The organism is Tamlana sp. I1, from assembly GCF_015355625.1.
Taxonomy (GTDB): domain Bacteria; phylum Bacteroidota; class Bacteroidia; order Flavobacteriales; family Flavobacteriaceae; genus Pseudotamlana.
The window spans coordinates 1-16783 of the sequence record NZ_JACLAF010000003.1 but is presented as its reverse complement, the minus strand read 5'-3'; the positions used below and the strand labels follow the sequence as shown (position 1 = coordinate 16783).

Sequence of the window (16783 nt, the reverse complement as noted above, 5' to 3'; positions counted from 1 at the left end):
ATTTTACAACTATGTTAAAAACATTTATTGAAAGACCCGTACTTTCAACAGTGATTTCGGTGATAATAGTCATGCTTGGAATTATAAGTATTTCAACCTTGCCTATTGAAGAATACCCAGATATCGCGCCACCAACCATTAAAGTGGTTGCTTCGTATCCAGGGGCAAATGCCGAGACTGTTTTAGAAAGTGTTATTATTCCTATTGAAGAACAAATTAATGGAGCAGAAGGGATGACGTACATCACGTCGACCGCATCCAATAATGGTACGGCTGAAATTACAGTATATTTTAATCAAGAAATGGATGCCGATATTGCTGCCGTTAACGTTCAAAACCGTGTAGCAAGAGCAAATCCCTTACTGCCTCAAGAGGTAATTCAAACGGGGGTTACCACACAAAAACAAGAAACAAGTGCCTTAATGTTTGCTTCGATGTATTCCGATAGCGAAGATTATGATGCCACCTATATTCAAAATTATTTAAAAATTAACGTGATTCCCGCCATGAAACGTATTAATGGTGTGGGCGATGTTAGTGTATTTTCACAGCAAGATTACGCGATGCGTATTTGGTTAAAACCAGAGAAATTAGCAGCGTATAATTTAATTCCCTCCGATGTTACAGCGGCATTAAAAGAACAAAATTTAGAAGCTGCAGCGGGAGCATTAGGCGAAAATAATGGTGAAGCATTCTCGTATGTTTTAACTTATAGCGGTCGTTTTAAAGATTCAAAACAGTATGGCGACATTATTATTAAAGCGCTTGGTAACGGCGCATTTTTACGTTTAAACGATGTTGCTACTATAGAATTAGATGCGCAGTCTTATGCGTCTAACGCGATGAGTTTGGGGCATCCTGCTGTGTTTATGGGGATTTTTCAAACCAAAGGTTCGAATGCCCAAGAAATTATCGAAAACATTAAAACCACTTTTGATGCTGTTGAAAAAGATTTACCCGATGGCTTAAATATTTTTATACCTTACGATACTAGTTTATTTTTAAATGCTTCCATAGAAAAAGTAGTGAGTACTTTATTAGAAGCTTTTTTATTGGTGTTTTTGGTGGTATTTATCTTTTTACAAGATTTTCGTTCCACACTAATTCCTGCAATTGCAGTACCCGTATCTATTATAGGAACTTTTTTCTTCCTGAATTTATTTGGTTATTCTATTAACTTATTAACGCTTTTTGCCTTAGTTCTGGCCATTGGTATTGTGGTCGATGATGCCATTGTGGTGGTTGAAGCTGTACATGCCAAGATTGACGATGGTGAAAAAAATCCGAAATCGGCAACCTTAAAAGCCATGAATGAAATTTCGGGAGCCATTATTTCCATTACTTTGGTTATGGCAGCTGTATTTATTCCTGTAACCTTTGTTACGGGTCCTACAGGGGTGTTTTACGAGCAGTTTGGTGTGACTTTAATTATAGCCATTCTTATTTCGGCCGTTAATGCCTTAACCTTAAGTCCGGCATTGTGTGCTTTATTATTAAAAGGCCATAAAGACGACGACGAATTAAAATCCAAAAATCCGTTGCAGCGTTTCTATGCGCTTTTCAACCGTGGTTTTAATGCTACTGTAGAGCGCTACGGAAAATCACTTCAGTTTTTATATAAAAGAAAATGGACATCGGCGGTTTTATTGTTAATCGCAGCCGTTGGTATATTTTGGGCATCAAAAACAACACCTACGGGATTTGTGCCAAACGAAGATCGTGGAATTATTTTTGCAAACATAGAATTACCAGCAGGTGCTTCTTTAGACAGAACCGATGCTGTTTCTAAAGATTTATATGAAAAGATTCATAATTTAGAAGGTGTAACAGGTGTAAACTTCATTAAAGGTCGAAGTTTAATTAGTGGTTCGGGAACCAACTATGGTTTCGGAATTATAAAGTTAAACGATTGGGGCGAACGTAAAGACGAGTCGCTTTCGGCGCACGCCATAACTGTAAAATTATTCGGAATAGCAGCATCTATTCCTGAAGCTAAAATTATTTTCTTCTCACCACCAAGTATTAGAGGTTTTGGTAACTCTGCAGGTTTTGAGGTTAATTTGTTAGATAAATTTGGAGGCGAATTTACAGCATTGGATAAAGTGAATACAGATTTTGCAGCGGCCATTATGAGCCATCCAGAAATTCAGTATGCACAATCGGCTTTCAATACAAAATATCCGCAATACGAAATGGAAATCAACGTGCCTTTAGCCAAAGAAAAAGGCGTGCCAATTAATAGCATTTTCTCAACGCTTCAAGGTTATATAGGCGGTGTTTATGCATCGGATTTCTCTCGTTTTGGGAAGCAATACCGTGTTTACATTCAGTCACTTCCAGAAGACCGAGCCAATGAAGATGCTTTAAATAGCATGTATGTAAGAACAGATTCTGGCGAAATGGCTCCAATTACACAGTTTGTAGAATTAAAACGTGTGTATGGACCGCAATCGGTAACCCGTTTTAACTTGTTTAATTCTACGAGTATAACAGGAGCAACTAATGCTGGTTTTAGTACAGGAGATGCCATTCGAGTTATTGAAGAGGAAGCAGCAAAATTGCCAAATAATTATACCGTTGCTTATTCTGGTTTAACACGAGAAGAGGTTAATGCAGGAAACCAAACAACCTTCATTTTTATTTTAAGTATCATGTTTGTGTATTTCCTTTTAAGTGCGCAATACGAAAGTTATTTACTGCCTTTTGCAGTTGTTTTATCATTACCATTTGGAGTTTTTGGAGCTTATATAAGCACGAAGTTTTTCGGATTAGAAAACAATATTTACTTCCAAATTGCCTTAATTATGCTTGTTGGCTTGCTCGCTAAAAATGCGATATTAATTGTTGAGTTTGCCCTTCAACGACGAAAATCTGGTGAATCTATTGTCGATGCAGCAATTCATGGAGCCAAATCGCGTTTGCGTCCTATTTTAATGACGTCATTCGCTTTTATTTTAGGGTTAATGCCATTGGTGTTAGCAAAAGGCGTTGGTGCCGAAGGGAACAATTCTATTGGAACAGGAGCCGCAGGAGGCATGCTTATAGGAACCCTTTTAGGTGTTTTTGTAATTCCTATTCTATTTATATTATTTCAGTGGTTGCAAGAAAAAGTATCTCGCAAACCCGCAATTCAAACTGTAGAAGATTAAGACTATGAAATCTATAATGAACCATAAATATTTTAGCAAAGCGGCACTTTTGGTTGTTTTAATGTATACCCTACAAAGTTGTTTTGTGGCTAAAGATTACGAGCGTCCAAATCTAGATGCTGAAACCGATAACTTATACCGCACAGACCAATTACCAACCGATAGTTTATCGATGGCCGATGTGTCTTGGAAATCGGTGTTTACAGATGCCTATTTGCAGCAATATATTGAAGAAGGTTTACAAAATAACATTGATATTCGTATTGCCATCCAGCAGATTATTGCGGGCGAAGCTTATATGAAACAGGGCAATGCTGGTTATTTGCCAACCTTAAGTGTAGGGACTTCTGCAACCCATCAAGAACTCTCTAAAAACAGTCAGTTTGGTAGTTTTTTCAACGGGGGGATAAGTCAGTACGAAGCTGTTGCAAATCTTTCTTGGGAAGCCGATGTTTGGGGAAAAATACGAAGTAATAAACGTGCTTTTCAAGCGGGTTATTTAAAAAGCGTAGCTGCACATCAAGCCGTGAAAACCAAATTGATTGAAAGCATTGCAACCACCTATTACACTTTAGTTGCGTTAGATGCTCAGCTAAAAGTAACAAAGGAAACTGTAGCTTCTCGCGAAAAAAGTGTAGCAACTATTCAAGCCCTTAAAGAGGCGGGGGAAGTGACTCAAGTGGCGGTAGACCAAGATATCGCGCAGTACAATAATGCGAAAACCATACAAGTTGATATTGAACGTGCTGTTTTTAGAGCCGAAAACACTTTGAGTATTTTATTGGCAAAACCACCACAACATTTTGAAAGAAATGCATTGGATGCCCAACAAATTACGACTCAAATAAAGCTTGGCGTGCCTTATTTATTACTGCGTAACCGTCCGGATGTTATCGCTGCCGAAAGTGATTTTAGACAATCGTTCGAGTTTACCAATGTGGCTTTAACCAACTTTTATCCGTCGTTTACTTTAAGTGCTTCAGGCGGTTTTCAAAGTTTAGAGTTTGATAATTGGTTTAATGCCAACTCGCTATTTGCAAATATAGTTGGCGGTATAACACAACCTATCTTTAATCAACGAAAAATAAGAACCCAACATGAAGTTGCCAAAGCACAACAAGAGCAATCGCTGTTGAATTTTAAACGCACACTGTTAGTAGCAGGAAACGAGGTTTCGGAAGCACTCTATACCTATAATGCCGAAACTGAAAAACTCCAATATTTAGAAAAACAAGTTGAAGCTTTGCGTCGTGCAGAAACAAATTCCGAAGAATTATTAAATAGTGGTTATGCCACCTATTTAGATCTATTAGTGGCCAGACAAACTGTTTTAACAACAGAATTAACAAGTATTGAGAATAAATTAGACCGATTAATTGCTGTTGTAAATCTTTATAAAGCCCTTGGCGGCGGATGGAAATAATAATTGTTAATTAAAAGTTTTACTGATAATTTTAGATTGTTTATTTGTATTTCAATTGAAGCAAGCTGATTCGTAAGAACAGCTTGCTTTGATGTTTTTAGATGTGAATAGAAAGTCTTGACTTCAAATGAATTTATTATTTTTGATGCATGAAAGAAGATATTATCATACCAAAAGTTGAAGGTGTTTACATTGCAGTGGTAAACGAGTACAACGACGTTTATAAAACTCAAGATTGGAACGCCTACATTATTAACGATAAGGAGGTTGATTTAGACATGGTGCTAATCGTTACAAGTGGTTATTCTGAAGATAAAATGACGTCCATTTTCAGAAAAAAAATTGATGTGCTTCCTAAAAAAAGCTATGCTAAAATTGAACTCATGCAAGAAGAGTTATTTGCGATAAATAATACTTTTAAAGTGTCGTTTTTTGAAGGCAATAAGATGTGTGATAAAACTTACTTATTTAGAAAAAACACGATTAATTTAAAAGCTTTACAGCCCTTGCCTTTAATGTCTGTAAAAGGTGTTTTAGTAAAATAATTCCTGCGAATGCAGGAATCTCTTAGCAAGCAATCCAAAACTAAATTCTTAAGCAAAGGCCTTGGCAGATAAGCTGCTAGCCCAACCCTTGGGTAACCTGCCATCCGGAAGGCAGGCGTCCAAAATGATAAATTTAATTTAGAAGATTCCTTTTTTTAAAGGCATATGTTAATCTAGCCTATCGGTTAATTTTTTAAATACCTTTTTAGGTTCTTTATTTTCGTATAAGATCTCGTAAACGGCATTTATAATAGGCATTTGCGTTTTTTTGGCGTTTTTAAGGTTTAATTCGTGTGCACTTTTTGTGGCGTAATAACCTTCGGCAACCATATTCATTTCCATTTGTGCCGATTTTACGGTGTAGCCTTTACCAATCATGTTTCCAAACATGCGGTTTCGTGAAAAAACAGAATAGCCTGTTACTAATAAATCGCCCAAATAAGCCGAATTATTAATGTTACGTTTCATTTTGTGAACTTTCTTAATAAAACGTTTCATTTCGCGAATGGCATTGCTCATTAAAACACTTTGGAAGTTGTCACCATAGCCTAAACCGTGTGCTATTCCTGCAGCAATGGCGTAAATGTTTTTAAGCATAACAGCGTATTCTATGCCAATTACATCGTCGCTAATTTTTGTTTTTATATAATCGCTGCTAAAGCTGTTTGCAATGGCTGTTGCCTTCTTTTGGTCGGAACAGGAAATGGTTAAATAGGATAAGCGTTCTAGAGCAACCTCTTCGGCATGACAAGGCCCTGCTATTACGGCAATATTATCGTAAGGTACTTTGTAAATATCATGGAAATGCTCGCCTACCAATAGTTCTGTTTCGGGCATAATGCCCTTTACGGCAGAAACAATGATTTTATTAGAGATGTCTATTTCGAGTTTTTCTAATTCACTATGTATGAAGGCTGAAGGGATAACGAAAATGAGCACATCGGCATAGTCTGCAACTTCATTAATATCGTTGCTTAAAATAAGTTGTTCTAAGTGAAACTCTACCGAACTCAGGTAGTTAGGATTGTGCTGTTCGCGTAGTAAATGTTCTTTAGTATATACGCTGCGCATATACCAGCCAATTTCATTTAAATTTTCAGAAAGCATTTTTACAATGGCAGTAGCCCAGCTTCCTGCTCCGAAAACGGCGTATTTTAATGGTTTATCCATGAAAATTAAATCAATTTCTTAGGTCAAAAGTACATAAAAAAATAATCAATATGCGGGCTTTGGAGGGACAAGCTTTATTTTTTGGCACATGTTTTGAAACTTAATAGCCATAAATGATTAACTTGTATACCTATGAAAGCGATAAAATTATTTTTAATAGTGGCGTTAAGCGCTACTTTTTTTACTTCCTGTGAAAGCACATTGGAGGGCGGGCGCCCTATTTCAGTAAATCAACTACTAAGTTCTTACGACTTGTGGTATGTAGATATTAACGCCACTTTGGGCTATGGAGAAACCCCTTGGTTACAAAAAGCCTTTACGGTGTCTTTTAGAAATGGATTGCTTTATGCAAATAATAACCTTGTTGGCATTGGTAGTACAGGAAGTGGTTTAGGAATAGATGTTGGCGTTTATGATGCTTATGATATGATTTTAGATGTTAATCATGATATCGATGGGTTTTCAAGTTTTGATGTCTATCAAGTGAATAGTCATCGTATTGAACTTTATAACCCAAGAAACAAAACGTCATATTTCTTAGAAGGGTATCAGCGTAAGGATTTTGATTACGACTTCGTGTTTTACGATAATATTCATTATTTCTTACAAGAATACGAAGCCTGGGCGAAGATTTATACGAGCGCAGAAGGAACGGTAAACGATTTTGACAAGGAGAATTACTTACGTTTTTTATCTGGCGGAAACGATGAAACATTCGAAAGTTCACAGGATCCTGTGGGGTTAAATCCGAATCAGATTTATTGGGATTTTATAGGCGATTATGGAGTAGGCGATGTTTCTAATAATTTCTACTTAAAGACTTTAACATTAATTTATGATTTGTATGGCAATGAATCTTTCGAATTGACCGTTTTAGATGATGCAACAATAGAATTGTATCATATATCTTCGGGTACCGTTTACAGGTTTAAAGGTCGCGGATATATTCAGTATTTAAAAGCTGCTGATGGAAAAACAGATACAAACAATTTAGTAGATAAAAAACGTAAGTTTAAAAACGATAGAAAAGAAAACCCGAGAACAAGTACTAGGGTTTTATAAAATTTTTTGGTTGGTTATTTAGTTAGAAACCGTTTAGAGCATCTTCATAGCTTTAAACGGTTTCTTTTTATGATTGTTTTTTGCTTTAAATGGGATTTGGATTGTAATGTTTAAAGTTGAAAAGGTTATAAGGTTAGAAAGTTAAGATGTGAAATAAAACCACGCGAAATTGTGAACATTTGCATTAAAATGTCTGTTATTTTTTCACTCAAACACCTTATTTATCTGAATCCATGAAAATAACTTCTCGACCGCACTTGAAGACCATTGCCTTTAGAATTTAGATTATGAAATTGAACTTAAGGCTTCAATATTAGGGTGTTCTAGCGGAGACGAGAACCTATAATTTTAAATATTCAGGCACGCTTCACAAAATAAACACACTAAAATTTAGCTCTTGTAAATAAACCTTTGTAAACAGGCGCAAAAGCGATAGTAGTGGATAGCTTTTGGCGAGGCGTGCATCGAGCCAAAACTAGTAACGGATAGCGCGGTGGTTTGCCATTTGCCAAAAAGAGTTTAAAGACAAATTAAATGAGAAAATAAATTTAGTTGATGAGTGATGGTTTTAATGCAGATTTTCTGATAAAAACACAATATTAAGATTCTATAGAATACACGCCTTGATGACTCCAATTGGTAAGCATGTCTCTTAATTTATCGTATTTTGAAATGTGTACAATAGACCAAAAAAGCGTCCATATTAATAAAACGCAAAATACGGCTATGCCAGCACTTAAATCGAAAAACGCTATTAAAGCACTGAAGCCCATATTGCATAAAAGATTTAGAAGTATGGCTTTGCGAATGCTCATTTTTAACATGCCTGTAATAAAGTTCCAGGTAACTAACTGATCTTTTATTACAATTTTGTTGGGGTTTTTAAAGTCGATGAAAATACGATGGCTATAATCCATGATAATGGTTATTGTGTCGCCCTTACGTTTGAATTTATAATCAAACTGCTTTAAAAAATCTGCGGTGTTTTCAATATTCATTTGGCCTTTAGTTTTAAATTGTCGTGTTGGTTTTTTATAAAAAAAGTTCCAACCAAACAAGAAAATTAAAAGTATAGGCTAAAATCGAGGTAGATGTTACGGGAGTGTTAAGTTATTGTAATAAAGTTACTTATAAAAATTCATTTCATCTAAATATTCCCAAACAAATTCAGGAAGCATAGGTTGAATATTTTTCTTTGCAGCTATCGCTTTTCGAATAAAAGAGGATGAGAGTTGCATGATAGGCGCATCGATATGAACAATTTTGGGGTGTCCATCAAATTGAGTTTCTATTTTGTTTTCTGAAATACGCGGATACACGTAAACAAAGTGGTTTTCTAGAATAAGCTGGTAGTTTTTCCACTTGTGAAAGCTCTTTAAATTGTCTTCGCCCATAATTAAAGAAAACTCCTTTGTGGGGTATTTTTCTTGTAAATAAACTAAGGTATCGATGGTGTAATTGGGTTGCGGTAATTTAAATTCTATATCGCAGGGTTTTAACTTTTGGTAAGGTTCGGTAGCGCGATACACCATTTCTAACCGATGATGATTGTCTAATAAGGTCTTTTTTTCTTTAAACGGATTGTGAGGGGTTACCACGAACCAAATTTCGTCTAAATTGCTATATTCTGCAATATGATTTCCAATAACCATATGTCCAATATGAATGGGGTTGAAAGAACCAAAATACAATCCGATTTTCATTGAAGAACGACTAAGAGTTTATAAAATCACTAATTTTTTGGTGGGCTTCCTCTAAGGCATGTTCCAAAGTATCGTTAATAACAATGGTGTCGAATAAAGGTGCTGTGGCTAATTCGGCTGAAGATTTAGCAACACGCATGTTAATTTTATCTTCGGTTTCTGTTTTTCGCTTTTTTAAACGAATTTTAAGTTCGTCGACACTTGGTGGTTTTACAAAAACAGCTAAAGTTTCATCTGGAAATTTACGTTTAATTCGGAGTCCGCCAGAAACATCAATATCAAAAATAACATTCTTGCCTTTTGCCCAAATGCGTTCGACTTCGGTTTTTAAAGTACCGTAAAAATTATCGCGATACACTTCTTCCCACTCTAAAAACTCGTCGTTTTTAATTTTGTTTTTAAAGTCTTCAGCCGATAAAAAGTAATAGTCTTTGCCATGCTCTTCGGTACCGCGTTTTTCTCTGGAAGTAGCCGAAATAGAAAATTCTAAATTCAAATCTTCAACACCTAATAAATGTCTTACTATGGTTGTTTTTCCCGATCCTGAAGGTGCAGAAAACACGATAAGTTTGCCTTTTTTATTATTTTTTTGATCCACTTTAAGACTTATTTTTACTATTTATTGATTACTGCGACCGCGACTGAACTCTGTAACTGAAAACTAGTTAAAGTACGTTTAATAATTGTTCCTTAATTTTTTCTAATTCGTCTTTCATTTGCACCACCAATTGTTGCATGGGCGCATAATTACTTTTAGAGCCAATGGTATTAATTTCTCGGCCCATTTCTTGACTGATAAAGCCTAGTTTTTTTCCGTTAGAATCTTCAGAATTAATCGATTCGGTGAAATAATTTAGATGGTTTTTTAAACGTACTTTTTCTTCAGTAATATCGAATTTTTCAATGTAATACACCAATTCTTGTTCGAATCTGTTTTCGTCGTATTTCTCTCTTAATTCTTCAACACCTTTTAATAAACGTTCGCGAACACCCTCGACACGCTCGGGATCCATAGCAATAACTTCATCTAGAATTTTTGAAATCGTTACAATACGGTTATTAAAATCGGCCTCTAAAACCTTGCCTTCGTTTAAACGGTAATTGATAATGTCATCAATAGCAGTTAGGATTTCGGTGTTAATGGTTTGCCATTCTTCAGCATCAATTTCCTCTCGTACGGTATTTAAAGCATCGGGAAAACGCACGGCCATTTTTAGTAATTCAATAGCATCGCCGTCTACAACATTTTTTAATTGCTCGATATATTGTTTAACAACAGGGGTGTTAATTTGCGTTGATGTGTCTTCAGCAGTTGCTTCAACATAAATTGAAAAATCAACTTTGCCACGCTCTAATTTTTCGGCAAGAAGCTTTCTAATAGCCAGTTCTTTTTCTCTGTAAATAGAAGGCATTCTAACGTTTAAATCTAAATTTTTACTGTTTAAAGATTTAAGCTCGATTGTTATTTTTTTAGTGGGCAGTTGCAAAACAGATTTTCCGTAACCTGTCATTGAATATATCATATACTGAAGTATTAAGTTAAGCAAAGATAATTAAAACCTAAGGTATAGAAAACAGATAATTAGGACTAATATTTATTAGGACTTAACACAAACTGAAATTAAAGTGATGCTAATGCTTTTTATTTCAATTAAAAGGAGGCTAAAACTTTAATCAGGCTTTTAGAATATGATTAAAAATGTAGAATTAATTTAGCGATTAGGAAATAGATGAAAATTCCAAAAACATCATTACTTGTGGTGATGAATGGTCCTGTGGCCACTGCGGCATCGATACCGCGTTTATCTAGAAAAATAGGGATGAAGGTGCCTATTAATGCGGCCATAATGATGACGGTAATTAAAGCGACACAAATGGTTAAGGACTCTAAATAGGTGGTTTTAAAAATAAAATGACTTATTAATAATACTATGGCTGCAATGGCCAATCCGTTTACTAAGCCAAGCACAAATTCTTTTAATAATCGGCTAAGAATTTTACCGTCAATGGTATTATTTGCAAGACCTTGCACGACAATGGCAGAAGATTGTACACCAACATTCCCAGCAGTGGCTTGAATTAAAGGAATAAACATAAGTAAAGCAGGGAATTTTAGCATGGCATCGCTAAAACCGTTTATAATACTTGCGGCGCCAATACCGCCAAACATTCCAATTAATAGCCAGGGTAATCGTGCTTTGGTGAGTTCCCAAATGCTATCATCGGCATCGACTTCGCTTGTAATACCAGCCGCTAATTGATAATCTTTTTCGGCTTCTTCCTTCATAACATCTACAATGTCATCAATGGTAATTCGGCCTAATAAGGTGTAATTATCATCTACCACCGGAATGGCTTCCAAATCGTATTTTTGCATGATTTTTACAACCTCCTCTGCATCTTCATGCACATTTACCGCATCGACACTAGAGATATAAATTTCTGCAATTTTTTGTTCGTTTTTGGCAACAATAAGATCTTTTAAAGACAGTCTGCCCACCAATTTATCTTTTTTGTCTACCACGTAAACCGAGTGCACACGCTTTACTTCTTCGGCTTGACCTCGAATTCTACGTAAGCAACCCGCAACGGTCCAGGTATCGTAAACTTTAACCAGCTCTTTAGCCATAAGTCCCCCAGCGGTATCTTCATCGTAAGCTAAAAGTTCTCGAATTTCGGCCTGGTGTTCTACATCTTCAATATTCGAAATAACTTCTTGCTGACGCTCTAAAGGTAATTCGGCAATAATATCGGCAGCATCATCGGTGTCTAATTCTTCTACTTCTTCAGCAATTTCCTTGGCTGAAAGGTTCTTTAAGACTTTCTCACGATTGTCTTCGTCCAACTCCATTAGGATGTCGGAAGTCGTTTCAGAATCCAGAAGTTTAATCACATACATGGCTTCTTCTAGATTTATTTCATCTAGAATTTCGGCGATATCAGCATAGTGAAAATCATTTAAAAGCTTGCGTAATTCTTTGTCTTGTTGTTGTTCGACTAGTAATTGTACCTGCTCAATGAGTTCATCGGTAAGCTGAAATTGTATGTTTTCTTTTTCTTCTTTCATTCAAAATAAATTGCTAGAAGTTAATTAGTTTTCGTCTTTTTCGATAAGTATAGTAAGCTCGATAAACTTTTGAACGCTTAGTTGTTCTGGTCGTTGGCCAAATATACTATTTGCTTTTAAATTATCGGATAAATTGAATGTTTTTAAACTGTTACGAAGTGTTTTTCGGCGTTGCTGAAAGGCGGTTTTTACGGTTTTGAAAAACAATTTCTCATCACAGGGTAAACTGTAATCTGCTTTTCGAGTGAGTCTTAAAACGCCTGAATCTACTTTTGGCGGCGGATTAAAAACGTTTGGTGGTACTGTAAATAAATATTCGGCGTCGTAAAATGCTTGTGCTAAAACCGAAAGGATGCCATAAATTTTACTGCCTTCTTTGGAGCAAATACGTTCGGCGACTTCCTTTTGAAACATGCCTGAAAATTCGGGAATTTGATCGCGCATTTCCAAAGTTTTAAAAACAATTTGTGTTGAAATATTATAAGGGAAATTGCCAATAATAGCAAAGGGTTCACCTTTAAACACCTCGTTTAAATCGTATTTTAAAAAATCTTTTTCAATAATTCGCGGTGCTAGATTGAGGTAATTGGCTTGTAAATATTCAACCGATTCGCTGTCTATTTCAACCACATAGGTGGTGATGTCTTTTTTTAGTAAATATTTGGTAAGCACGCCCATACCAGGACCTATTTCTAAAACCTTTTTGTAGTTTTTTAAAGTAAGCGAATCGGCAATTCTTTCGGCTACAGATTCGTCATTTAAAAAATGCTGACCTAAATGTTTTTTTGCTTTTACTGTCATTCGTAAGAGGTTTTAGTAGGTTATGAAATTTGATTATCGATACTAATGCCACTCATTTTCATTCGTAAAATTCAAGCGAATCGACAAATCTCAGTCATCATGCATAACAGTTTACAAAAGTAAGTTTTTATAAATAGATGCTGCGGTTTTTAAAAAGCTAAAAAAGTTATTTGAAATTTACGGTGTATTCGTCTATAATTTGAAGTTCGGTTCTAAACGAAAGCATTTTATCGGCAAATTTTTTCAAGCCTTCTTGTTGAATTCTTTCAGCATCTTCTCTAAAATAGGCGTCTAAGGCTTCTCGCGAATACGATTTGTATTGAATAGAGTAGGTGGTGCCGCCCATTTCTTCTTCAACTAAAACGCGCGTTAGGGTGGCTTTTTCAAATTTTCCTGTACCTAAAACTTTGGGAATTTGTTCTTTTATCCAAATTAGCCATTCGTCATGAACCGACTCGTCTATGTTTACCGTTACGTTGTATATGTACATGATTTTATTTTTTGTTGAATTAATGCGCTGCTACTAAACTTAATTTATAGCATCTCCGCGTAAGGCTCTAAAGTGTTTTCTTGCCTCAACAAAGTAAATGCTATCGGCATGATTAAAGATGATTTTCTCGTATAAAGCTTTTGCTTTTTCCGGCTCGTTTAATTGATTTTCATAAATTTTAGCCAGATTGAAATAGGCGTCGTCTATTAAAATGCCATCTTTATAATTGGCGATAATGAATTCGTAATTGGCCGTTGCTTTTTTAAATTCCGATTCTTTTACAAACAGTTGTGCTTGTTTAAATAAGGCTTGCGCGATAATAGGTTCGGTTTTGTGCTCGTCTAAAATTTTATCTAATAAAACAATGGCTTCTTCATTTCTGTTTTGAAAGGCTAACAAATCGGCTTTAGCATAAATTTTTAAAGCGGTTTGCAATGAGTCTTCATATTTATTGTCGCTTATTAATAATTTTAAATCTAAGGCATCATTAGCAATAAGCTGCGAAGTTGAAGCTTTTAAAATTTTAAGCTGCGATTCGGCCCATTTAAAATCTCCTTTGTAATAACTAGCTTTAGCAACTTTAAAACGGGCTTCTTGGGATATGGTGCTGTTTTTTAAATTCCTCTGGATTTGAGAATAATAAATTAAAGCCTTATTAAATTGTTCTTGTAATACTAAAATATCGCCTAGCTTCAGTTTTACTTGGGCATTTTCCATTTTGCTTAATGGTTCGTTAAGCGTGTTTTCTAAAAAGCTAATGGCTTCGCTGGTTTCATTCATATAAAACGCTAGAAAATCGGCATAAGCTATTTGTAAATCTAGTGTTTTATCTTTTTTAGGATACTGCTTTAAAAGCTCTAAATATTTAGCTTTTATGTTGGCGTAATCGCTTTTTGAGCTTGTTTTAACTTCTATTTCTAGTAAGAAATAATGTGCTTCTAATTTGGTGTTGTCGCTTTGTGTGGTTTCAATAATGTAGTTGTAAATGTCTTTAGCAACCTCGTAATCCTCATCTTTATTTGCTATTTGGGCTAGCTCGAAAATGCGATGTAAACTGCGTTGCTCCCTGTTGTAAATAGCTTTTTCTTGAGTAAATGCTTTTCGGTATTCCTTTTGCTGAATAAATAACCAACTTAATAAGGAGTTCCAAAGTGTTTTAGGATCTTGCTGCATTTTTTTAAGCAGTATTTTCCTGAATACAATGTTGTTTTCATTGCTGCTGTCTTCACTTATAAAGTCGTTTATAGCTCGTTTTACATCACTTAAAACCGAAGGATTAGATTCGGCATACTCCAAATAGCTTGTAAACATTTTTTCAATATGTCCTTGTTCGCCATAAATTTGCGCCAGTTGTATACTGAAATTAAAATTTGAATTTAATGTGGCAGCTTTTTCATAAGCTAGTGCAGCTTCATTTAAAAGTGAATGACTTTGAAACGTGCGTGCTATAGAAAACACATGATTTGGACGCTCGTCTATTGCAGCAAGCGCTTGTTGGTAATAGTCTTTCGCTATTTCTGGTTGGCCACTAAGTTGGTAATTATAGCCCATTTCAACCAAGAAAGCAGGGTATTGCACCCGTTTTAAAATGCCTTCTAAAAACGTTTGTACAGCAGCATACTGTTCTAATTGCTGTTCTGCACTAATAATTTGTTCGATGTAATTGATGTTTGAAGGCGCATTTTGGTAGAGTTTTTTGTATTCTACTAATGCTTTTTCATACTCCCCGTTATTAAAATATTCCTTGGCTAACAAATCCTCTTGGGCGTATACAGACGCCGTAATAAATAGGAATATAACAAGGAGAGCTTTCATGGGGTAAAGATAATAAATGTCCCGTGTTGAACTTGTAGTAATTGGAATTATTCTGTAAACGATGGGTATCTCTAAATCAACCCAAATTTTTAAAAAGATGGGCTTTGAGCTATAGAGATGGGTTTTATAGCTCAAAAATCTTGTTATTTTGAGCTATAAACTTCAATTTTATAGCTCACGGTTTTTAGGATTTGTGTTTGGTGTCATAAAATGTTTAATCTTTATTTTGATGAATTATTATTAGAAATAATTAATTCCACATAGATTTTACGGAATATAATTATTGTGTAGAAATCATATCAATTGATTGAATCTTAACGTTTTCCTAATTGTTAAATTCTTAACTTAAATTGATTTTTTTATTTTTTAGTATTGATCACTAAACCAAAAATCAATCACTATTATGAAAGTTTTCTTGTTAACCACAACTCTGTTTTTCAGTTTAATTGTTTATTCTCAAGAGAAAATACTATCGGGAAGAATACTGAATTTCGAAAACAAAGCGCCACTTGCTTATGTTAATATCGGAATTAAGAACAAAACTGTCGGAACCGTTTCTAACAAAAATGGCTTATTCAATCTTGCTTTAAATAATAAAGTGACACCAAAAGACACTGTTGTTTTTTCGCATGTTGGATTTAAAACCGAAAAATATATAGTTTCGGATTTGGATAAGATGTCTACCTCTATTTTGCTTCAATCCAAGAATATAGAATTAGCTGAAATCATTGTAAATTCAAATAAAGTTAAATTAAAAGCCAAAAAAATTGGAAGGTCTTCAAAAGGCCTTGGCTTATTACATTCTAATTTTTATTCATATTATGAAAAAGATGTTGACGACCGGCTGAGTAAAGAAAGAGGTATGAAATTTAAAATCAGACGAAATTGTAATATCAAAGATTTGAATTTTAATATAAGCTCAAATGATTTCAAATCGTTAAAGTTTAGAGTTAATTTTTATAACATTAAAGACGGAGTACCTTCCGATTTGATTGTTCAAGAAAACATTGTTTTTGAAATAAAAGATAATTTTTTAGGTTGGTTTACTGTTGATTTAGAACCTTATGAAATTTATTTAAACGAAGAAACCGAAGATGTGGCAGTAACAATCCAGTGGATAGAAAGTGTGAAAGATACTGAAAACAGTAAGTTTTTTTCGATTTCAACTGCGAGCTCCCCAACGCATACTGCTTATTATAGAGAAAAGGCAATGGATAATTGGAATAAAAGCGGACAGAATTTAAGCTTTTATTTAAATGCCATGTGTGAATAATAAATGTTTGAGTTATTTTTTTAGGCACATTCAGAAAACGCGTTATCCCTTGTAAATACAAGTATTTTTACGTAAATTTAAGTACATAAAAACCCCGAAAAAGGCTGATCAGAGCCAAAAACGGGGTTTTCTTATTCTTACGTTTATGAAAATACAGAAAATTAGTGAATTTCAGCATGAGTTTTCATTTTTATCTTCTACAGAAAACTTTAATACTTATTACTCCCGATTTTTAGAGAGTGATTTAGGAAAAATTTACAGTGCCATTCCTTGGAATTCTTTAGT

14 protein-coding genes are annotated in these 16783 nt (G+C 34.8%); 5 read left to right on the top strand and 9 right to left on the bottom strand.

Translation table 11 applies throughout. The annotated features are described in order from the left end of the window. Positions 1–11 precede the first annotated feature (11 nt). The 3 genes from H6X70_RS02925 to H6X70_RS02915 all read left to right on the top strand — a co-directional run bounded on the left by H6X70_RS02925 (position 12) and on the right by H6X70_RS02915 (position 5117). Positions 12–3149: an efflux RND transporter permease subunit gene (locus H6X70_RS02925; protein WP_194766184.1), complete on the top strand. Its 3138-nt coding sequence runs from the start codon at positions 12–14 to the stop codon at positions 3147–3149. 4 nt (positions 3150–3153) lie between these two features. After that, positions 3154–4572: an efflux transporter outer membrane subunit gene (locus tag H6X70_RS02920; protein ID WP_194766183.1), complete on the top strand. Its 1419-nt coding sequence runs from the start codon at positions 3154–3156 to the stop codon at positions 4570–4572. Between the two features lie 149 nt (positions 4573–4721). Next, a complete protein-coding gene (locus tag H6X70_RS02915; RefSeq protein WP_194766182.1) occupies positions 4722–5117 on the top strand; it encodes a hypothetical protein in 396 nt (131 codons plus the stop codon). 168 nt (positions 5118–5285) lie between these two features. Here the strand turns inward: H6X70_RS02915 and H6X70_RS02910 are convergent, their stop codons facing one another. Further along, on the bottom strand, positions 5286–6287 hold the full coding sequence (locus H6X70_RS02910) for an NAD(P)H-dependent glycerol-3-phosphate dehydrogenase (RefSeq protein ID WP_194766181.1): 1002 nt from the start codon (positions 6285–6287) through the stop codon (positions 5286–5288). Positions 6288–6419: 132 nt separating this feature from the next. On the opposite strand from H6X70_RS02910, the gene H6X70_RS02905 reads away from it, so the two are divergent. Next, complete coding sequence (locus H6X70_RS02905; protein WP_194766180.1) at positions 6420–7349, top strand: nicotinic acid mononucleotide adenyltransferase; 930 nt, start codon at positions 6420–6422, stop codon at positions 7347–7349. Positions 7350–7948: 599 nt separating this feature from the next. Here the strand turns inward: H6X70_RS02905 and H6X70_RS02900 are convergent. The 8 genes from H6X70_RS02900 to H6X70_RS02865 all read right to left on the bottom strand — a co-directional run bounded on the left by H6X70_RS02900 (position 7949) and on the right by H6X70_RS02865 (position 15225). Continuing rightward, on the bottom strand, positions 7949–8347 hold the full coding sequence (locus H6X70_RS02900; protein ID WP_194766179.1) for a hypothetical protein: 399 nt from the start codon (positions 8345–8347) through the stop codon (positions 7949–7951). Positions 8348–8473: 126 nt separating this feature from the next. Then, positions 8474–9052 carry a nicotinate (nicotinamide) nucleotide adenylyltransferase gene (gene nadD, locus H6X70_RS02895; protein ID WP_194766178.1) on the bottom strand — a complete coding sequence of 193 codons (579 nt, stop codon included), beginning with the start codon at positions 9050–9052 and terminating at the stop codon, positions 8474–8476. A gap of 10 nt (positions 9053–9062) precedes the next feature. Continuing rightward, positions 9063–9650 (bottom strand): guanylate kinase, encoded by a 588-nt coding sequence (gmk, locus tag H6X70_RS02890; RefSeq protein WP_194766177.1) that lies wholly within the window; start codon positions 9648–9650, stop codon positions 9063–9065. Between the two features lie 67 nt (positions 9651–9717). Continuing rightward, complete coding sequence (locus H6X70_RS02885) at positions 9718–10575, bottom strand: YicC/YloC family endoribonuclease (protein WP_194766176.1); 858 nt, start codon at positions 10573–10575, stop codon at positions 9718–9720. 170 nt (positions 10576–10745) lie between these two features. Then, positions 10746–12119, bottom strand: a complete 1374-nt coding sequence (mgtE, locus tag H6X70_RS02880; protein WP_194766175.1) for a magnesium transporter — start codon at positions 12117–12119, stop codon at positions 10746–10748. Between the two features lie 24 nt (positions 12120–12143). Beyond that, a complete protein-coding gene (gene rsmA / locus H6X70_RS02875; RefSeq protein ID WP_194766174.1) occupies positions 12144–12920 on the bottom strand; it encodes a 16S rRNA (adenine(1518)-N(6)/adenine(1519)-N(6))-dimethyltransferase RsmA in 777 nt (258 codons plus the stop codon). 166 nt (positions 12921–13086) lie between these two features. Beyond that, on the bottom strand, positions 13087–13410 hold the full coding sequence (locus H6X70_RS02870) for a DUF4286 family protein (protein WP_194766173.1): 324 nt from the start codon (positions 13408–13410) through the stop codon (positions 13087–13089). Between the two features lie 39 nt (positions 13411–13449). Beyond that, positions 13450–15225: a tetratricopeptide repeat protein gene (locus tag H6X70_RS02865; protein ID WP_194766172.1), complete on the bottom strand. Its 1776-nt coding sequence runs from the start codon at positions 15223–15225 to the stop codon at positions 13450–13452. Positions 15226–15628: 403 nt separating this feature from the next. On the opposite strand from H6X70_RS02865, the gene H6X70_RS02860 reads away from it, so the two are divergent. Continuing rightward, a complete protein-coding gene (locus H6X70_RS02860) occupies positions 15629–16498 on the top strand; it encodes a carboxypeptidase-like regulatory domain-containing protein (RefSeq protein ID WP_194766171.1) in 870 nt (289 codons plus the stop codon). Positions 16499–16783 lie beyond the last annotated feature (285 nt).